The 19,930-nt window shown below is 53.5% G+C and carries 18 protein-coding genes; 6 read left to right on the top strand and 12 right to left on the bottom strand.

From position 1 onward, the window contains the following. Window positions 1–4: 4 nt before the first annotated feature. Genes minD through ACVL1J_RS13180 form a run of 3 tightly spaced genes read left to right on the top strand, consistent with a single transcriptional unit; the run spans window position 5 to window position 3,364 of the window. On the top strand, window positions 5–817 hold the full coding sequence (gene minD, locus ACVL1J_RS13190) for a septum site-determining protein MinD (RefSeq protein WP_159571643.1): 813 nt from the start codon (window positions 5–7) through the stop codon (window positions 815–817). A gap of 4 nt (window positions 818–821) precedes the next feature. Beyond that, window positions 822–1,076: a cell division topological specificity factor MinE gene (minE, locus tag ACVL1J_RS13185; RefSeq protein ID WP_159571646.1), complete on the top strand. Its 255-nt coding sequence runs from the start codon at window positions 822–824 to the stop codon at window positions 1,074–1,076. A gap of 59 nt (window positions 1,077–1,135) precedes the next feature. Next, window positions 1,136–3,364: a RelA/SpoT family protein gene (locus tag ACVL1J_RS13180; RefSeq protein ID WP_159571649.1), complete on the top strand. Its 2,229-nt coding sequence runs from the start codon at window positions 1,136–1,138 to the stop codon at window positions 3,362–3,364. 563 nt (window positions 3,365–3,927) lie between these two features. Here ACVL1J_RS13180 and greB read toward each other — a convergent pair. Beyond that, window positions 3,928–4,485: a transcription elongation factor GreB gene (greB, locus tag ACVL1J_RS13175; protein ID WP_341237693.1), complete on the bottom strand. Its 558-nt coding sequence runs from the start codon at window positions 4,483–4,485 to the stop codon at window positions 3,928–3,930. 102 nt (window positions 4,486–4,587) lie between these two features. Here greB and ACVL1J_RS13170 point away from each other — a divergent pair, with 102 nt between their 5' ends. Then, window positions 4,588–6,312: an EAL domain-containing protein gene (locus ACVL1J_RS13170; RefSeq protein WP_341237694.1), complete on the top strand. Its 1,725-nt coding sequence runs from the start codon at window positions 4,588–4,590 to the stop codon at window positions 6,310–6,312. On the opposite strand, the gene ACVL1J_RS13165 is transcribed toward ACVL1J_RS13170, so the two are convergent. From ACVL1J_RS13165 to ACVL1J_RS13155, 3 genes are read right to left on the bottom strand one after another with little or no spacing between them, the layout of a single operon-like run. Further along, window positions 6,295–7,434 (bottom strand): protein-glutamate methylesterase/protein-glutamine glutaminase, encoded by a 1,140-nt coding sequence (locus tag ACVL1J_RS13165; RefSeq protein WP_341237695.1) that lies wholly within the window; start codon window positions 7,432–7,434, stop codon window positions 6,295–6,297. The genes ACVL1J_RS13170 and ACVL1J_RS13165 overlap by 18 nt on opposite strands. Window positions 7,435–7,445: 11 nt before the next feature. Continuing rightward, window positions 7,446–8,045: a chemoreceptor glutamine deamidase CheD gene (locus ACVL1J_RS13160; protein WP_341237696.1), complete on the bottom strand. Its 600-nt coding sequence runs from the start codon at window positions 8,043–8,045 to the stop codon at window positions 7,446–7,448. Next, window positions 8,042–9,034 carry a CheR family methyltransferase gene (locus tag ACVL1J_RS13155; protein ID WP_341237697.1) on the bottom strand — a complete coding sequence of 331 codons (993 nt, stop codon included), beginning with the start codon at window positions 9,032–9,034 and terminating at the stop codon, window positions 8,042–8,044. The genes ACVL1J_RS13160 and ACVL1J_RS13155 overlap by 4 nt, the downstream gene beginning before the upstream one ends. Before the next feature lie 180 nt (window positions 9,035–9,214). Here ACVL1J_RS13155 and ACVL1J_RS13150 point away from each other — a divergent pair, with 180 nt between their 5' ends. Together ACVL1J_RS13150 and ACVL1J_RS13145 are read left to right on the top strand one after the other, a co-directional pair. After that, window positions 9,215–10,753 carry a hybrid sensor histidine kinase/response regulator gene (locus tag ACVL1J_RS13150; protein WP_341237698.1) on the top strand — a complete coding sequence of 513 codons (1,539 nt, stop codon included), beginning with the start codon at window positions 9,215–9,217 and terminating at the stop codon, window positions 10,751–10,753. Next, window positions 10,746–11,375: a response regulator gene (locus ACVL1J_RS13145; RefSeq protein WP_159571666.1), complete on the top strand. Its 630-nt coding sequence runs from the start codon at window positions 10,746–10,748 to the stop codon at window positions 11,373–11,375. Before ACVL1J_RS13150 ends, ACVL1J_RS13145 begins: the two co-directional genes overlap by 8 nt. A gap of 586 nt (window positions 11,376–11,961) precedes the next feature. Here the strand turns inward: ACVL1J_RS13145 and flgL are convergent. The 8 genes from flgL to flgE all read right to left on the bottom strand — a co-directional run bounded on the left by flgL (window position 11,962) and on the right by flgE (window position 19,907). Further along, complete coding sequence (gene flgL / locus ACVL1J_RS13140) at window positions 11,962–12,939, bottom strand: flagellar hook-associated protein FlgL (protein WP_159571668.1); 978 nt, start codon at window positions 12,937–12,939, stop codon at window positions 11,962–11,964. A gap of 20 nt (window positions 12,940–12,959) precedes the next feature. Continuing rightward, the gene (flgK, locus tag ACVL1J_RS13135; RefSeq protein WP_159571670.1) at window positions 12,960–14,693 is read right to left on the bottom strand and encodes a flagellar hook-associated protein FlgK; all 1,734 of its coding nucleotides are present in this window, start codon (window positions 14,691–14,693) and stop codon (window positions 12,960–12,962) included. A gap of 30 nt (window positions 14,694–14,723) precedes the next feature. Then, window positions 14,724–15,137 carry a rod-binding protein gene (locus tag ACVL1J_RS13130; protein WP_491665372.1) on the bottom strand — a complete coding sequence of 138 codons (414 nt, stop codon included), beginning with the start codon at window positions 15,135–15,137 and terminating at the stop codon, window positions 14,724–14,726. Continuing rightward, a complete protein-coding gene (locus ACVL1J_RS13125; RefSeq protein WP_491665371.1) occupies window positions 15,138–16,283 on the bottom strand; it encodes a flagellar basal body P-ring protein FlgI in 1,146 nt (381 codons plus the stop codon). A gap of 13 nt (window positions 16,284–16,296) precedes the next feature. After that, complete coding sequence (locus ACVL1J_RS13120; protein WP_159571890.1) at window positions 16,297–16,902, bottom strand: flagellar basal body L-ring protein FlgH; 606 nt, start codon at window positions 16,900–16,902, stop codon at window positions 16,297–16,299. A 132-nt stretch (window positions 16,903–17,034) separates the two neighbouring features. Continuing rightward, window positions 17,035–17,817, bottom strand: a complete 783-nt coding sequence (gene flgG / locus ACVL1J_RS13115; RefSeq protein WP_138519303.1) for a flagellar basal-body rod protein FlgG — start codon at window positions 17,815–17,817, stop codon at window positions 17,035–17,037. A 13-nt stretch (window positions 17,818–17,830) separates the two neighbouring features. Next, entirely contained in the window at window positions 17,831–18,568 is a 738-nt protein-coding gene (gene flgF, locus ACVL1J_RS13110) for a flagellar basal-body rod protein FlgF (RefSeq protein WP_138519302.1), read from the bottom strand. 25 nt (window positions 18,569–18,593) lie between these two features. Further along, window positions 18,594–19,907, bottom strand: a complete 1,314-nt coding sequence (flgE, locus tag ACVL1J_RS13105; protein ID WP_341237699.1) for a flagellar hook protein FlgE — start codon at window positions 19,905–19,907, stop codon at window positions 18,594–18,596. Window positions 19,908–19,930 lie beyond the last annotated feature (23 nt).

The following is a 19,930-nucleotide window of genomic DNA, read 5'->3' as shown; positions in this document are numbered from 1 at the left end:
ATTTGTGAGTCGAGTCATTGTTGTTACATCCGGTAAGGGTGGCGTTGGTAAAACAACTACCAGCGCAAGTTTTGCCGCAGGCCTTGCCTTGCGTGGTTTTAAAACGGTAGTGATCGACTTTGACGTGGGCTTGCGCAACCTTGACCTGATCATGGGTTGTGAACGCCGCGTGGTTTACGACCTGGTCAATGTGATCAACGGCGAAGCCAATTTGCAGCAAACCCTGATTAAAGACAAACATTGCCCAATGTTGTCGATTTTGCCCGCCTCCCAAACCCGGGACAAAGACGCTTTGACCGAAGAAGGCGTGGAAAAAGTAATCAAAGACCTGATCGAAATGGGCTTTGAGTACATTGTGTGTGACAGCCCCGCCGGCATTGAACGCGGCGCAGTGATGGCATTGACATTCGCCGACGAAGCGATTGTTGTGACCAACCCGGAAGTGTCGTCGGTTCGCGATTCCGACCGCATCATTGGCATTTTGCAAGCGAAAAGCAAGCGCGCCAAGGAAGGCGGCGAACCCGTGAAGGAGCACCTGCTCATTACCCGGTATTCCGCCAAGCGTGCAGCTGATGGCGAAATGCTAAGCTATTCGGACGTGGCTGACCTGTTGCGTGTGCCACTACTGGGTGTTATTCCTGAAAGTGAAACCGTGTTGCAGGCTTCCAACCAGGGTATGCCTGTAATTCACGCCGAGGAAAACGATGCAGCTTTGGCCTACCAAGACTGTATTTCTCGCTTTCTGGGCGAAACCAAACCGCTGCAGTTTGTGGACTACGAAAAGCCCAGCCTGCTGAAACGCTTGTTTGGAGGTTAAGGTGATGTCATTACTGAGCATGCTGTTTGGCGAGAAGAAAAAGTCTGCCAATGTTGCAAAAGAACGACTGTCTTTGATTATCGCGCGCGAACGTGTAGATCAGGACGGCCCCGACTTTTTGCCCCAAATGCGGGACGAATTGATGCAGGTGATCGCCAAATACGTCAAAATTGATCAAGAAGATGTGAAGTTTAACCTTCAAAAACAAGGCAATATGGAGATGTTGGAAGTCAATATCGTCTTGCCGGACCAGAAGTAAGACTGCACAATAGAAGATCGTAGTTAAAGTTGTAAGAGTGGTACAAAATGCGGGGGGCAATGCAAGCCAGAGAACTTCAACCTGAGCCAAACCGACCCGACGTGGTCTCTATCGCACAGCTAATAGGACTTGCCTCGACATATTTACCCGAGGCAGAGATTCGGCGTGTTCGCGAGGCTTACAAGTTTTCTGACGTTGCACACCTGGGGCAATTCCGCGCCACAGGTGAGCCTTACGTAACCCACCCCATTGCTGTGGCTGAACTTTGCGCCAGTTGGCGCCTAGACAGCCAAGCCATTCAAGCCGCCCTGCTTCACGATGTGATGGAGGATTCTGGCACCACCAAGGAAGATTTGATCGAGCGCTTCGGCGGATCAGTGGCCGATTTGGTGGATGGGCTTTCCAAGCTCGACAAAATGGAGTTTTCTTCCCGGGAAGAAGCCCAGGCCGAGAACTTCCGCAAAATGTTGCTGGCCATGGCCCGCGACCTGCGCGTTATTTTGGTGAAGTTGGCCGACCGTTTGCACAATATGCGAACGCTCGACATTATGAGTCCCGCCAAGAAACGCCGCATTGCCTTAGAAACCCTCGAAATTTACGCCCCCATTGCCCACCGACTGGGCTTGAATGAAATCTTCCGCGAACTGCAAGAACTTAGCTTTCAGCATGCCTACCCCATGCGCTATGAGGTGCTGAAAAAAGCGGTGCTGGCAGCGCGTGGTAACCGCCGCGAGGTGGTCAGCAAAATTCTGGAAGCGGTAGAAAAATGCCTGGACGACGCCAGCATTGAGTGCCAAGTGTTTGGTCGAGAAAAAGCGCTGTACGGCATTTACCGCAAAATGATTGAAAAGCGCCTGAGCTTTTCGCAGGTGCTCGATGTGTACGGTTTCCGGGTGGTGGTGAAAGACATGCCCGGCTGTTACATGGCCATGGGCATGTTGCACCAGCTATTCAAGCCCGTGCCGGGCAAGTTCAAAGACTACATTGCGATCCCGAAGCTGAACGGCTACCAAAGTTTGCACACCACCTTGCTGGGCCCTTATGGCACACCGGTTGAATTCCAGATTCGCACCGAAGAAATGCACCAGGTGGCTGAAAAAGGCGTGGCTTCGCACTGGCTGTACAAAGGCGAAGGCGAGGCGCTAAACACCATTCAAACCCAAACCCACCGCCTGCTGCAAAGCCTGCTCGACATTCAAAACCAAACCGGCGATTCAGCTGAGTTTCTCGAACACATTAAGGTGGACCTGTTCCCCGATGCGGTGTACGTGTTCACCCCCAACGGCAAGATCATGAGTCTGCCCCGGGGAGCCACTGTGGTCGATTTCGCGTATGCAGTGCACACCGATGTGGGCAACCATTGCGTGGCCGCACGGGTTAATCAGGTGATCGAACCGCTGCGCACCATTTTGAAAAGCGGCGATGTGGTTGAAATTATTACAGCCCCACACAGCCGCCCCAACCCGGTTTGGCTGGGCTTTGTGCGTTCAGGCAAGGCCCGATCCGAGATTCGTCACTATTTGAAGTCGATGAATCTTGAAGAAACTGTTCGCCTGGGAAGCCGACTGCTGGAACAGGCTTTGGAAGCGGACCAAATCAAGCTGGAACATTTGAGCAATGAAGTGTGGGACCGTTTGCAAAAAGATTCACAGGTCAGCACCCGCGATGAACTTCTGGCTGATGTTGGCGCAGGTCGCCGTGTGGCCCCTGTTGTTGCCCGCCGAGTGCTGATTGCCATGGGCCGTGCAGATGCGCGGGTGGATGCGCAAGTTGCCAATACCGGTGAGCCGCGAGTGCCGATTATGATTCACGGTGGAGAAGGCATGTCGGTTCAACGCGCACCCTGTTGTTTGCCGATTCCTGGGGACCACATTATTGGATATGTGCGAAAAGGCTCGGGCCTGATCATTCACACTGATGAATGCGAAACAGCCCGCAAACAGATTCGCAAAGAACCCGAGCGCTGGACTGATGTGCAGTGGTCACCGGAAATTACACGCCCATTCGACGTCAATGTTGACTTGCAGGCTGTGAACGAGAAAGGCGCTTTGGCCACCATTGCAGCCACCTTGTCTGATGCGGGTGCCAACATTACCAACCTGACCATGAGCGATGAAACGGCCTACCGCAAGCTGTTGCACTTCACCATTCAGGTGACTGACCGTGTGCACTTGGCGCGCATCTTGATGGCGCTGCGCAGGCTTGAATACGTAGAACGAGTAACCCGCGTGAAAGGCCGTGCTTTTGCCAAGGTGCGCTTGCCGGTTGCGGACACTGCGACACACTGACCTTCTGGTTTGAATAGCCCGATCGGCTTGGGTTGTCTTGTCGTTCGCTCGAACGCTGGTTAACTGCCCGATCGGCTTGGGTTCCGATCTCTCGCCTGAAAACCTGTATTTCCCTTGCTGAGCCTTTCGATGCCTGAGAACGACCCTCCTAAAAAGCGGGTCGGGCTCGTTCTCTGTCGCCCATGCCGGGCGACACCGGCCCTGCTCGGCACGCAAGGGCAGGTTTTCTTGAAGGCGAGGCGATCGAAACACCGCCGCCGATTGGGCGTTGAACAGCGGTGAGCTGCGCGGTGTTGAAGAGACGCTGGCGCCGGTTTAAGCCAACTCGGCAGTGGGATTGCTTGGGGCGCACTTCAAGAAAACCGCCCCGTTTGAATTCAACCGCAACGGTCGGCCATTGGCCGGCACCGAGACTCGGCCCGCCCTTTTGCCGAGCGAGGTGAGTCAGGGGGAATTTCAAAAAGGGATTCAGCGGTTTTCAGTGCGAAACAGGCAACCCACGCCGAGGTGGCAAGAAACCAGCAGGAAACCACTGCGGCGATCCCTCAAAATCAGATCAAGAATCAGTCGATCACATACTGCACTTCGACAATCTCAAGCTCATCCCGCCCACCCGGCGTCATCAGGTACACCACATCACCCTCTTTCGCTTTTAACAGCGCACGCGCCACAGGCGAAATCCAGCTGATGTGTCCTTTGGCAGTATCCACTTCATCAACGCCCACAATTTTCACAGTGAGTTCATCACCTTTTGAGTTGATGTAGGTGACCGTGGCACCGAAGAAAATACTCTCGAGTTCTTGCTGCGTGGCGGGGTCTACCACCTCGGCAATTTCAGTGCGCTTGGTGAGAAAACGAATTCGGCGATCGATTTCACGCAAACGTTTTTTACCGTACAGATAATCGCCATTTTCAGAACGATCGCCATTGGAGGCCGCCCAAGACACCACCGAAACCACCTCGGGTCGTTCAATTTTCACAAGATGAGTCAGCTCATCGCGCAAACGGCGATAGCCTTTTGGCGTGATGTAATTTTTCAAGCCTTGGGGAAGTGCGGGGCCTGCGTCGGGGCCATCGTCCTCAAATTCTGAATCGTTTTCTTTGGTGAAAGCCTTGCTCATGTCTTTTCTCGTGAATTGCCCGACTAGACAGCCTCTGCAGAAGTGTGCAGGATACAGGAAAGCGGCTGTTTCTTTGCCAATAACACCATCATAAAACCTTCAATGACAACAGAACAGGAAGCGCCCAGAATCATTGTTGTCGACGACAGCGACGATGATTTTCTATTGATCAAGCGTCAACTCGTGAAAACCTGGCAAACAGCGATTGTTCGTCATGCGCATAGCGAGGAAACGCTGAAAACAACGCTGAACGACATCGAGCCCGACCTGGTGATTTGTGACTATTCCATGCCCCAGCTGACGCACGAGAAGGCCATTGAAATAGTTCAAAGTCTGCGGCCTGAAACCCCCATGATTCTGCTCTCGGGTTTGGCGAACGACGCACTGGGCGTGCAAGCCATGCACGAAGGTGTGCGCGATTATGTCGAGAAATCCAAACCCGAACGACTGATTCCTGCGGTTCGCAGGGAAATTCACACGCACAGGCTTCGCCGGGAAAAACTATTGCTTGAGCAAGCCCACAGGCGTGCTGTTTATTTTGATGCCGCCACGGGCTTTTTGAACCGCCAAGGTTTGGTGAAAACTTTGTCGGGTTTGAGTGCCCATTCAGGCGATGACAATGACCTGTGCATGCTAAGCGTGAATGTGTCCAGAAACCAGGCACGCCGCCCGGAAGTAGACCCGCGAATTCGGCGCAATATGCTTGAAAAAATCGTGGAGCGAGTTCGGGACACCTTTAAGCAGGACATTCTGTGCAGATGGTCTGACAATGTGTTGGTGGTGCTAACCAATAAGCTCGACTGGAGTGCAGACAACACCTTGATCGCCGACACACTGTGCGAGTTTGAAGCCAACCTGAACCGTGTGTTCACGGTCGACAACATTGCTGTTCGCCCGAACATGCGTTTGGGGCTGGCTCGCCCCGGTGTGCATGGTCAGCATGCAGCCGAGTTGGTCACCCATGCGCTATCGGTGGCGCATGTGATTGAGTCTCGCGGACTTGAACTGTTGAATGTTCTTGATGCCGAAATTCATGACTTGGCCAAGCGACGCAAAACCATTGAACTGGGTTTGGCCAAAGGCATTGAGAGCAATGAGCTGGTGCTCGACTTTCAGCCGATTGAAGACCTTAAAACCGGCCGCATTTGCGGACTTGAAGCCCTGGTGAGGTGGACCCACCCGGAACTGGGTCGGATCATGCCGAGCGAGTTTATTGGAGTAGCCGAGGACTCAGGCCTGATTGATGCGCTAGGCGATTGGGTGATTGAGTCGAGCAGCAAGAAGGTTCTTGAGTTACATCAGCAAGGCCACATCCTGTGGTGCGCGGTGAATTGCTCGGCCGGTCAGCTTCTTAACCCGGAATTTCCAGCCAAAGCGCAACAAACCGTTCGCAATGCAGGCCTGGACCCCAAGTGGATTGAGTTCGAGGTCACAGAGTCAGCGGCCATTGATGACATGGCCCGCACGGTCGATGCTTTGAACCAACTGAAAGCACAGGGTTCGCAAATTGCGATGGATGATTTTGGTACGGGTTACGCGTCGCTGAATTACTTGCGGCAACTGCCTGTGGATGTGTTGAAGATCGACAAAAGTTTTGTCATGGATCTGCTGGAGGACAAAAACAGCCACATGATTGTGAAGGCTGTGATTGATCTTGCACATGCATTGGGCCTGATTGTGCATGCGGAAGGCATTGAAACTGCAGAGCAGCGGGAAAGCCTGATTCAGATGGGTTGCGACAGGCTGCAAGGCTATTGGTTTTCTCGCCCCATGGACATGGACAGCCTGAAAAACTGGCTGTCCACCAGGTCAAATTCGAACAGCTGAACGCCCTCCGATTTTAGAGAGGTAGTCGAGCAGGCGCCTGGCGATCTGGTTCAGGGGAACCACTTCATCGGCTGCACCCAAAGCGATCGCTTCCCGTGGCATGCCAAACACCACTGAGCTGGCCTCATCCTGGCAAATATTGTAGGAACCGGCTTTTTTCATGTCGGCCATGGCCTGTGCGCCGTCTTTGCCCATGCCGGTGAGCATGATGCCCACAATGTTGCGGGGCGACACTTCCTGCCCTGACTTGAACAGCACTTCAACCGATGGCCGGTGACGATTGACTGGCTCAGAATCGGACAACTGGCAAATGTAGTTGGCACCACTGCGACCCAACAACAGGTGTTTGTCACCCGGTGCAATGTAGGCATGGCCGGGCAAAACGCGTTCACCATGCACTGCTTCCTTCACGGTGATATTGCACACCTGGTTCAAGCGGTCCGCAAAACTTTTGGTAAAACCGGCTGGCATGTGTTGGGTAATCAAGATCGCGGGGCTGTCTTTGGGCAATTGTTCAAGAATGACCCGAATGGCCTCGGTGCCACCTGTGGACGAACCAATCAACACAAGTTTTTCAGTGGCTGCAAAGCGGTTACCCAAGGCGTTGTTGGTGGGCACAGGCTTGGCCGCCTCGGCTGGAACCACCATGCCAGTGACTGGATCAGCCTGAGCCGTCGGTGCCTGCGCAGCGGGCTTCGAAGGCAATCGATTCAGGCGAAAACGGGCCGCATAGGCAGCGCGAATTTTGTCGGTAATTTCGTTGGCATAATCGATCATGCCTTGGCTAATGTCCAGTTTGGGTTTGGTCACGAAATCAACAGCTCCAAGTTCAAGGGCGCGAAAGGTTACGTCGGTTCCGCGCTCAGTCAAAGTAGACACCATCAACACGGGCGTGGGCCGCAAGCGCATGATTTTTTCCAAAAATTCAATGCCGTCCATTTTGGGCATTTCAATGTCAAGTGTAATCACATCGGGATTGAATTTCTTGATTTGGTCTCGGGCAATAAATGGATCGGGGGCTGTGGCCACGGTTTCCATGTCGCGCTGTGAATTGATGATTTTGCTCATCAGGTTTCGGATCAAGGCCGAATCATCTACCACCAACACTTTGATTTTATTCATCACATGAGCCCTTAGAAAAACACAATGTCGCCATTGACGGGGTCTTTGTTAATCTTTTCGCTGTATCGTTTTTCCTGCTGCAGTGCCGCTGAGTTGGCGCTGGCCACTCGCTCTACACGCACTGCGCTGGTTTGGGTATTGAAACGAATACGGCGGCTATGGGGCCCACCCAAATCGGATGCCACCACTTTGATTTTGTCTTTCTGTAAAAAATCGATCACGAATTCTGCATTTCTGCGACCCACATGTTGGGTGTTCAAGGCGCCAGTAATATTGGCACCACCAAATACTTTGGCACTGAGATGCTCCCGCTTTGCACCCATGGTCAACAGGTCGTTGATCAGGCATTCCATGGCATACAAACCGTAACGCAGCGATTTGGTTTTGTCGGCTAGTGTGCGCGCTTCGGATGGCGAGTCGGGCAACATGAAATGATTCAGACCGCCAATTTTTCGATGACTGTCCCACACGCAAGCTGACACGCAGGACCCCAACAGGGTAGCGATTTCAGCGGGTGCCCATGACACGAAATAATCACCAGGCATGATGATTTTTTTCACCAGGGGCGGTGCAGTTGTTACCGGGGGTGAAATTAACAGCCCTGTGCTCATGCTGTAACCTGACGTGCCTGACCTTCTCCGCCGGTGCTGGTTTTGACTGCTTTGTCGGCATTCACGGTGTACACGGTTTTACCACGCAAGGTGAAATAGTCGCGCGCCATGGCGAAGTTTTCAGAGTGCCCTGCATACAACAGGCCGTTCTGATTCATCAGGGGAGCGAATCGCTTGAGGATTTGCAATTGCACATCTTTCTCAAAATAGATCATGACATTTCGACAGAAAATGGCGTCAAAGCCGGGCCTCAGGGACCACACATTGTCCATCAGGTTCAGCTTGCGAAATGTCAACAATGCTTGCACTTCAGGGCGCACACGAATCAGCCCTTCGCTTTCGCCCTTGCCTTTCAAAAAATACTTTCGCAGAATTTCATCCGGAACTTTGTCGACCTGATCCATGCGGTAAACACCCTTTTTGGCATGCTCAAGCACTTTGGTGTCGATGTCTGTGGCGAGGATTCGCACAGGCGGATTCATGCTGTTGAAAGCTTCCATGGCCGTGATCGCCATGGTGTAGGGCTCCTCACCGGTGGACGCGGCACTGCACCACAGCTCGATTCGGGCATTGCGCGAGAGCGATTGCAATTGCTTTTTCAGAATCTCGAAGTGATGAGCCTCGCGATAAAACGAGGTCAGGTTGGTTGTCAGCGAATTGGTGAAGTGCTCCCATTCCGGATTGCCTGAATTGGATTCAAGCGCATCCAGATACGTGGAGAATCGGTTGTGATTGCAAGCACGCAAGCGTCGGGCCAGGCGGCTGTACACCATGCTTTGTTTGCTGGGTGCCAATGAAATGCCCGCAATCTTCAGAATGAGTGCGCGTACACGGGCAAAATCCTTGTCGTTGAATTCAAACTCACGATCGGCATTGTCGTCGCTCAACAAACTGCGGTTCACAGCAACTGCGGCTTGCCTGGCACCTGCAACCATGTCGCTGGTGTGTGTGGACTTGGAGAATTCAAACTTTACGGGTGGTCGGTTCATCAGGGCCTTTGTCGCGGGGTTAACACAATTTGGGAGGTGCCCCGACGTGAATGAGTTCTATACCCTGATATGTTCCGATAAGATGAATAAAATAATGCAAGGATTAAAACCTCGAAAGGGCGTTATCTCTCGCTTTGATCCTGCACACAACAATAAAAACCAACAACAAGCGAACAGACAATGAGTGAATCGAAAGGACTACCCCCTTCATTGTTGGACATCAGCAACTTTTCAGATGGTGGACTGAAAGTTCTGGTGGTGGAAGACAATGATTCGGATTTCGAGCTGATGTGCTACCGCCTGAAACAGGGCGGCTTGAAGTACACAGCAACGCGAGTAGACCGCATAGAAGACCTGAGAAAGTGCCTGGAACACGAGGAATGGCAGGTGGTGATTTCTGACCACAATTTGCCAGGCTTTGGTTCCGAGGAAGCCTTACGCGTGGTGCGCGACTCAGGACTGGAAATTCCTTTCATTATTGTTTCGGGCAGTATCGGTGAACACGTGGCTGTGGAGGCCATGCGTGCCGGTGCCGACGATTACCTGATGAAAGACAAAATGGCCCGCTTGGTGCCCGCCATTGAGCGTTCGCTAAGGGCTGCGAATGAACGGCGCAGCCTTGCTGCAGCTGAAATGGCCCAGCGTGAATCCGAACGGCGGTTTGCTGCCATTGCAGAGAATATTCCTGGCATTATTTTTCAAATGCAGTCGGGGCCTTCGATGCCCCGCCCCACGGTTCCTTTTGTCAGCGAGGGTGTGGTTCGCTTGTTTGGCGTGCCTCCCCGCCTGTTTCTTGAGAACCCGCATTACTTTTTCGAACAGTTTGAACCCACCGATGCAGCGGCCCTCTTTGAGCAATTGATGGACCCTCCGAAACCCGGTGTGGCCGTGAGTTGGGAAGGTCGGATCAAGAATTACGGCAAACGGGAATCACGCTGGGTTTACATGAATGCAGTGGCCAAACAACGCGGAAACGTGTTCGTTTGGGATGGCGTGTTGCTCGATATTTCGGATCGAAAACAGGCTGAAGAACGCCTGCTGAACGCACAAAGTGAATTGCGACTCGTCACCACCGAATTCGAGAAACGACGCGAGCAGGAGCGTGGTGCAATTGCCCGTGAAATTCACGATGACATGGGCGGATCCCTGACCAAATTGAAAGCCGATGTGGCATGGCTTAACAAGAATTCACCTGGTGACCCCGCTGCGCAGGAAAAGCTCGCCGACATGCTGGAGTTGATTGAGCACTTGCTGGCTAGCAGCCAGCGGATTGCCAAGGATTTGCGACCAGGTATTCTGGACTATGGCCTGATCCCTGCCCTTGAGTGGCAAATGAACGATTTCCAGAAGCGCACGCAGATCGAAGGCCTGTTTCAGTGCAACGTGGATGAACTGGACCTGGACAGCGAGCAAAGCACAGCCCTGTTCAGGATTTTGCAGGAAGCACTCACCAATATCGTGAAACACGCGCAGGCCACAAAGGTTGACGTGGAATTGTTTGTTACAGAAAGTGAATTAACACTGGAGATCCGTGACAATGGTCGCGGAATCGAGAATACTGATAAATTAAAAGAAACATCGTTCGGCTTGCGTGGCATGCAAGAACGGGTTGCAGCCTTCGAGGGTTGGGTCGATGTCAGTGGGTCCCTGGGGGCCGGGACAACGGTCATGGTTTCCATACCAAGAAGCATTCAGACAGGTGAGGCGGGAAATGATTAAGGTGCTGCTGGCAGATGACCATGCATTGCTTCGGGGAAGCCTGAAGCAATTGCTGGATGACACAGGATTTGTGCAGGTGGTGGCGCAAGCGGGTGAGTATTCAGAAATCATGAAGGCCATGAACGGGCATGCCGTTGACCTGGCCATTCTGGATATTTCCATGCCGGGGAAAAATGGCGTGGACATTGTAAAAATTCTGAAAGACAAATACCCCGCCCTGAAAATCCTGATGTTGTCGATGCACCCGGAGGACCAGTACGCCGTGCGCTGCCTGAAAGCGGGCGCATCGGGATACCTGACCAAAAACACAGCACCAGAAAAACTGGTGGATGCCATTCAGGTGATTGCCGCTGGCCGCAAGTACATTACCCCTGAACTGGCTGAATCGCTGGCCAGCCACTTGACTGAAGATTCAGACAAACCTTTGCATGCGACCCTCAGCGATCGTGAGTTCCAGACCATTCGGATGATTGCTGCAGGCAAGAAGCTGAGTGAAATTGCGGATGAGCTGTCGCTTAGCCCCAAGACCGTGAGCGTTTATCGGGCACGGATTCTTGAGAAAATGCGCATGAAAACCAATGGTGAACTGACGCGCTATGCGTTGGAGAACGGACTGATTTAAGCTTGCTCGGCCGCTGGTTTGTTTAGCCCGATCGGCTTGGGTTGTTGTTCGCTCGACCGCTTGTTCACAGCCCGATCGGCTTGGGTTCCGATCTCTCGCCTGAAAACCTGTAACTCCCTTGCTGAGCCTTACGATGCCTGAGAACGACCCTCCTAAAAAGCGGGTCGGGCTCGTTCTCTGTCGCCCATGCCGGGCGACACCGGCCCTGCTCGGCACGCAAGGGCAGGTTTTCTCGAAGGCGAGGCGATCGAAACACCGCCGCCGATTGGGCTGTGAACCCTACGGTGAGCTGCGCGGTGGTGGAGAGACGCTGGCGCCGGTGACACTGAGCTGAACTTGCAAGTGGTCGCACGATGACCAGTCAGAAAACTTGCCGGCTTGGCGTGCCGAGACAAGCGATCGCGCCTTTGCGCGAAAGCCAAGACCCGACCGTTACTTTTGGAGGGCTTGGCTTAGTGCAGGCTCAAGCGGACAAGCCGATATGCCAAGTTTTCGGGCAGCGGTGACCCTTCAAGTTCAGATCAAAGGTCACCCACGCCGAGGTGGCAAGAAACCAGCAAGAAACCGCAGCTGCGACCTTTCAAGTTCAACCAATAAAGTTGAACAAGGTCAGCTGCGAGGTACTCGCAAAGCTTTGCTGCGCAGCCTGAAGCTGCAATTGGCCCTGAGACAGCTCACTGATGGCCTTGGCATAATCAAGCCCCACCGCCTCACCAGCAACGCGTTCAAGCTCCAACTGGGCAGCCTGGTTAATCTGTTGCAGGGTTTCAACCTCACGCAGGCGAACACCCACTTTGGTGCGGGAAATTTGTACCTGGTCAAAAATGTCGTCGAGCTGCGCACCCTTGTCATTGAACGCTTTCAAGTAAGTATCTTGAGGCGTGGCACCCTCCTGACCATTGGGGTAAGAAGGATTGCGCAACAAAGCCACCGCATCGCGAAGAATCGCAAAGGCATCTTCATTCGTATTCGGGTCTACAAAGGCGTCCTGGCCTGTAATGCTCAGGTTTACAAAACGGCCGCTGGCGACTTGAATTTCTCGGCCAATCACTGCTTCACCAGCAGCTGCCGTGGTGGTTTCCAAAAACGTGCCGGTTACGCCGCCAGTCGGTGCCTGGAAAGGCTCACGGTCCTGAAACGTACCTGAAAACATGTAGTAACCGTTGGCGTCTGTGCGGTTGGCAATACCGCGCAACTCTTCCATGCGGCCTTCAATGTCTTGCGCAATAATTTCCCGATCGGCACGGCTTAATGTTGCATTTCCTGCCTGCAAAAATGCTTCCTTGATGGACACCATGATGTCGGAAGCTGATTGCAAGGCCACATCCATTTGACCCAACTGGTTGTTCACGTAGGTGATGTTGCTTTGATAGCTGTCGATGGTTTTCACACCCGCTTTGGCACCCAAAGCCACTGACATGGCCAAAGGGTCATCCGAGGGTTTCAGCACCCGCTGCCCTGTTGCCAGTTGCCCCTGTAATTTCACCAGTTCAGTTTGTTGCTTGCTCATGCGTTCAGTGCTGAGCTTGAAGTACTGGTTGGTGCTGATTCTGCCGATTGCCATAATTTTTCCTTGAAACCCGATCAGAACATGCTGAGGATTTGATCAAACAATTCTTTGGACAGTGAAATAACTCGCCCGGAAGCCTGGTAAGCCTGTTGAAACTTGATCAGGTTGGCCGCTTCTTCATCCATGTTGACGCCCTGTAAGGCATCGCGTGAATCGGCCACCTGGTTCAACACGGTCTCGCGTGACTCCGCAGCCAGATTGAATTCACGGGTTTTATTGCCCACGCGGCTGACCAATTGGTTGAACCCGTCCGAAATGGAAACGCCCGCTGAGTTATTGGACTGAGACAGGGTGCGTGCAGTCTGCAACGCAGCGACCTTCAAAATATTTTCGTTGTTACCGATGCTTGGGTTGACGGCGGAAGACGCTGCCACTTCAGAAGGCCGATTGAGCGCAGTGCGCATGTTCAAGGCTGCTTCACGCACAGGCATCAGCACAAAACGATCGCCTTCTTGCGGCGTGGCATTGCTCAACTGGAAGCTGAGCAATGGTGCACCTGCGGGGTCGCGAATTTCATAGTAATCACCGCCTGGGTCAGTCACCAATGCGGCAGGAACAAACGGACCATTTGAGCCCATCTCGCGATAACGGGGCTGGCTGCCCACAATTTGAACTTCGTATTCGGCGGGCCCAAGCTTGGACAAATCAAGACCACGCATGGTGATTTGCGTGGGGTTGGCTGTGCTGTTGTTGATATTGGGCACAACGCGGGAAATGTCAGTTACAAAATTACCGCTGTTGCCGAAACTGAACAGGGCGCTGCCTGGGTTGTTGTCCAGGTCTACACCGGTGGTTTGGACGTCATTGACTGCTTGACCAATCCGCGCGGCCAGCAAGCTGATTGTGTTCTGGTATTCGGTCAGTTCATTTTCACGAAAGCTCAGGAAACCTGACAACGCACCGTTGCCTAAACTTTTGGAATCAAAGGCAAGAAGTCGATCCTGACCGTTGACTTTGGTTGTCATTCCAACCAGCAAATTTTGTGGGTCTTGAGGATCAACCTGTGTTTGAACCTTGAATTGGGTCGTACCTACAACCAAAGACTGGCCATTGGCCAGAAACAGATTGGTTGAGCCGTCGGCCACATCCACGCGCGTCACTTGTACCTGCTCGGACAGCCGCAAGATCAATTGGTCCCGGCGATCCATCAAATCATTGGGTGGGCCACCATTGGAGGTTTGGTTCAAGGCGGTCACGATTTGATTGTTCAACGCCGCAATTTGCGAGGTGGCGTTGTTCAGCTGCTCCACAGTGTCACGAACTTTCAGGTTGGTGGCACTGCGCAATTCGTCCATCACCGTATTCAAACCGTTGAATCGCGAAGTCAGGGTTCCAGCCGAGGACAAGTAGTTCTGACGCGCGGCCAGATCGGCCGGATTGGTCGATAGGGTTTGCGCGGCACCAAAGAAAATACTCAGGGCACTGGACAAGCCCGACGCATCGTCGGCGATCATGGCGTCGACACGGGCAATTTGCTGCGCCTTGGCATTGTAAAAAGCCGCATCGGATGTGGCTTTCTGTTCCTGTGCATTGATGAAATCGGAATACACCCGCTGCACGGAGGCAATGTCAACGCCCTGGCCAATATAGCCAATGTCGCTGCCCGTGGAGGGGCGCGACTGTTGAATCACCTGCTGGCGATTAAAACCAACGGTGTTGCTGTTCGCAATGTTGTGCGAGGTGGTGGATAGCCCTGCCCGGGCCGCATTCAGGCCGCTGAGCGCAATTCCGTAAACCGAGTTAGACATGATTCAGGATCCTTTGGTGTCTTGAACGACTTAACGGTCAGTTTTCGGGAAAGTTGAGGGGAAGTCTTTCTTGATCTGCCCTGGCGGGAAAATGGTTTGCTCGCCACCCACGCCTGCACCGGCTTTTAACTGCCGTGCAATTTCGCCAGCAAGGCCCAAACCCTTGCCCGACAGTTTCTGAACCAGTTCCTGGTCGTACATGCCCTGATAGGTTTTGGTGCTGGAATCGGTGAACAAACCGCCCTCGGGTGTGGCATCGCGCATGCTTTTCAAGGCCATCTGCAGAAAAATGGATTCGAACTGCACGGCCACCTTGTCAACTGCTGCATTGAACTCCTCGCTGCCCCGTTCGGAGCGCGCACCGCGTTTCAAGCCTTCCAGGCTACGGGAATCCATCGACAGCATTTGCTGGGTATCAACCTGCTTGTTCGACAATGGCGTCATTTAGATCACCTCAAGTTCAGCTTTCAGGCTGCCAGCGGTTTGCATGGCCTGCAAAATCGAGATCAGGTCGCTGGGCGTAGCGCCCAAGGCATTCAAGGCTTTGACCACATCGGACAACTGGGCGGCCCCCTTGATCTCAATCAACTCGCCACCGGCTTCGGAAATTTGAATATCGGCCACCTCAGTAACCACCGTTTCGCCCTGACCAAATGGCGCGGGTTGCGAGATAACCGGGGTAGAAGTAATTTTGACGGTGAGGTTGCCATGTGCCACGGCGCAGCTTTCCAGCATCACGGCCTGATTCATGACCACCGAACCCGTGCGTGCATTCACAATGACCTTGGCACTGCCCATGGCTTTGTTGATGCTCAGTTCCTGAACACGCGACAAAAACGCCACGCGGTCGTTGGGATTGGAGGGTGCACGAACCTTGATGGTGCGGCCGTCGAGCGCTTGGGCCACGTTCGGGCCCATGTTGTTGTTAATTGCCTCGGCCACGCGAATGGCGTTGGAAAAATCGGTTGTCGTCAATTCCAGCTGCAGGGTTTCTCCCAGCAGGAAGGGCGAAGCCACTTCACGTTCAACCAAGGCACCAGCCGGAATACGGCCTACTGACAAGTGGTTGATCACTGTTTTGGAACCACCTGCAGAAGCACCTGCACCACCCACAATCAATTGGCCTTGGGCCAGTGCGTATACCTGACCGTCTGCACCTTTCAATGGGGTCATCAACAACATGCCGCCACGCAGACTTTTGGCATTGCCGATGGAGGACACAGTGACATCGATGGCCTGGCCGGGTTGCGCAAAAGCAGGCAGATTGGCGGTGACCATGACCGAAGCGACGTTCTTCAATTGCAAATTGGCACCCGGTGGCAAGGTGATGCCAGACTGCTGCAGCATGGAGACAATGCTTTGGCTGGTAAATGGTGTTTGTGTGGTTTGGTCGCCGGTGCCATCCAGGCCGATCACAATGCCGTAGCCATACACCGGGTTGGAGCGCACGCCAGACACGGTGACCAGGTCGCGAATTCGGGTTTGTGCGTCAGCTTGTGTGCCAAACGCCATGACCGCAGCGGCGGTCAAGGCAAGCACAACGCCTTTGATAATTCGGTCTTTCAATTCCGGCAAGGAAATGCGTTTCATGGTGAGGTCCAGTTCAGAAAGGCAACACGGTCAGGAAAAAGCGGCTCAACCAGCCCATGGCTGTGGCAGAGTCCAAGGCACCTTTCCCGCGGTATTCAATGCGTGCGTCGGCGACCTTGGTGCTGGGCACCACATTGCCGGGCAAAATGGTAATGGGATTCACAACGCCGCTGAATTTCAGGTATTCCACTTCACGATTGGTACCAATCTGTTTTTCGCCTACCACTTGCAAGTTGCCGTTGGGCAGCACGCTGGCCACGGTCACTGTGATGGAACCAGTCAGTGTATTGGCGGCGCGGCTGGAGCCTTCGCCAGAAAAGTCTTTGTCGCTGCTGGCACTGCCGTTGATTGCACGCAAGTCACGGCTACCAAAGAAGCCTTGAATCAAGGGAATATCAATGCTGGCAGAGTCGCTGCGGGAAGCGCTCATGGAGTTGGTTTGCGCGGCGTTGATCTGTTCAATAATTTGAATGGTCAGTGTGTCACCCAAAAACCGGGCGCGCTGGTCTTCAAACAAGGGGCGATAGGTGGCCGGGCTGTACAGGCTACCCGTGGGGGCAGCCATGGCCAGTTGGTCCGGCTGCTGCACCAGTTGCGGCACGGTTGTTTTCTCGGGCATGTCAACTTTCGGTGCGAAAGTTGAACAAGCCCCTAAAGTTATCGAGAACACTGCCGTTAAACCGATTAGAACCAAACTTTTCATGCCATACACTCCATCAGAACACGTTCAGTGTGACTGAGGTTTTAAAAATCAAAGCTGAGATAAGCGCTGTAACATCTGGTCAGATGTGGAGATTGCCTTGGAATTGATTTCGTAAGCGCGCTGAGCCTGAATCAAACCCACCAGTTCTTCCACCACATTCACGTTCGATGTTTCCACGAAACCCTGGGAGATGAAACCCACGCCGTTGGTACCCGCCACAGCTTGTGTGGGCGCGCCAGAAGCGGCTGTTTCTGAATACAGGTTTTGGCCCATGCTGAACAAACCGGCCGGGTTCACAAAACTGGCCAACTGAATTTGACCTAGTTCTTGAGGTTGTACCTGGCCCTGCACCACGGCAGACACCACACCATCCTGAGAAATGGAAATTTCCTGCACGCCTTGGGGAATGGTGACTGGCCCAAGAACAGGATAGCCGTTGGATGTGACCAGGGTGCCGTTGGCGTCAATCTGAATGCTGCCGTCGCGGGTGTAGCTGGTGGTGCCATCGGGCATTTGCACTTGAAAGAAACCTTGGCCATTGATGGCGACATCAAGCGTGTTGCCGGTTTGCTGCAAGTTACCCTGCGCAAAATTACGCACCGTTGAAACCGGCTTTACACCAGTACCAATTTGCAGGCCAGAAGGCACTTGAGTTTGCTCGGTGGTTTGTGCACCGGGCTGGCGCAGTGTTTGATACAACAAATCTTCGAACACAGCGCGCGAGCGTTTAAAGCCGTTGGTGGCTGTGTTGGCCAGGTTGTTGGAAATAACATCAAGCTGGGTTTGCTGGGCATCCAGACCTGTTTTTGCAATCCACAAAGAACGCATCATGGTGGGTTTCTCCTTAGTTCATGCCAAACAGGCTGTTGGCGGCCTGGCCGTTTTCTTTGGCCGTGCTGATCATTTTCATTTGGGTTTCATACTGGCGGGCTGCGGTGATCATTTGCACCATCATGTCCACTGCATTCACGTTGCTGCTTTCAATGAAGCCGCCTGCAACACGCACATTCAAATCGGCTTCCGCGGGGTCACCGTTGGCGGCGCGGAACAGGCCGTCGTCGCCCCGGTTGATTTCACCTTCGGGGATATTCACCAGTTTCAGGCGGCCCAGTTGAACCACATTGGTGTCGCCGCCCAGCGGAATCGCAGACACCGAACCATCGCCTTCAAACGACAAGCGATGATCTGGCGGCACATTGATCGGGCCATTGCTGCCGATCACTGAATAACCTTCCTGGGTCACCAGGTTGCCTTGGCCATCCAGTTGAAAGGAACCGTTGCGGGTGTAGGCCTCGTTGCCTTTGGCGTCGTTGACTGCAAACCAGCCCTCGCCTTGAATGGCCACATCCATTTCCCGACCCGTGGACTGGATTTGTCCTGGCGTGGTATCGAAGCCAATGCTGGTTTCCACCGCAAAGCTTCGGGAACCACTGCCCTCGCCGGTGACCGGCGCACTTTGAAACGCCATGAGTTGTTGCCGAAACCCGGGCGTGTTCACGTTGGCCAGGTTGTTGGCAATGTTCTCTTGGCGAGACATTGTGCCTTTGGCTGCTTGGGCGGCCAGGAAAATCAGTTTGTCCATGTGTGCAATCCCGCTTCAGTTCACATTAACGAAGGTTGGTAATGGTCTGGAAAATCGAGTCTTGTGTTTTGATGGTCTGTGAGTTGGCCTGATAAACCCGCTGTGCGGAAATCATCGCAACCAGTTCAGCTGTCAAATCAATGTTCGACTCTTCCAAAGCGCCCGACTGAATAATGCCGAAGGCAGTGTCTTCACTCAGCGACACCAGTTCGGGACCAGACGAGTTGGTGGCCAACCAGCCGTTTGAACCCACTGGCTGCAAACCTTCCGGATTCGGGAACCGATACAAACCGATCTGCGCATGGTTTACCAACTGGCCGTTTGCATAGCTGATGGTCAGCATGCCGTTGGCGCCCACATCAAAGCCCGCAAATGGAGAAGACTCAAAACCGTCTTGACCCAGGTTTTGCACCACAAATGAGCTGCCGTACTGCGTGGTGTTGCTCATATTGAAAGTGAACTGGTTGGGTGCAGTGCCAGTGGAAGAAAACGGCACGCCGCTCGCGGTCACGAAACGCGACATGTCCACAGTCAGGTTGCCGGTGTTGGGTGTAGTCAGCAAACCATCGACGCCATATTGCAGGTTGGCTGAAGTGGATTGCGCTGGCGCAGCAGTTACTGCCACGGGGGCGGTACCTACGTCCACTTGAGTGCCATCGACTGTGGCAAATACTGACCAATCGTTCGACGCTTCCTTGCGCATGTACACGGCCATGATGTGTGCACCGCCCAACTCGTCATACACCGTCATCGATGTTGAGTTGTTGAAGGTATTCAGGTTTGCAGGGTCAAACACCAAAGCAGGATCGATGGCTGGAGCACGTGCATCCAGGTTTAATTCAAGACGACCTGAACGTGTTGCAGCGGGAGGAATGCTGCCGCGTGGAACCAGAATGTCCTGAGCCACATCGGATGGACGGCCAGTGGCGGCATCAACCGGGAAACCCTGCAACTTGTCGCCGCGGGAGTTCACAATCAGGCCCGCATTGTTCAGCGTGAATTGGCCGTTGCGAGTGTAAATGTTGTCGCCATTGCCAGCCTGTACCTTGAAAAAACCAGTACCGCTGATGGCCAGATCCAAAGGATTGCCGGTGACGTTAATGTTGCCCTGTTTGAAGTTTTGCGTAACCGCAGCAAGGCTGGTACCCAGACCAATGCCATTGGTGGAACGCGCGCCGTTGAACGCACGGGCGAATACATCAGAGAACTCTGCCTCGGATCCTTTAAAACCCACCACGCTGGCGTTGGATACGTTGTTTGCAATGACTTCCAAACCGCGCTGTGCTGCGTTCAGACCACTCAAACCCTGCTGGAAACTACCACCTGCTGAAAAAGCCATGCTTGACTCCTTGAAAAATCTTT

It is taken from the genome of Limnobacter sp. G6BE5S (genome assembly GCF_058448965.1).
Note: the sequence above shows the minus strand (reverse complement) of the source record. Positions and strands in the feature narration are given on the sequence as shown.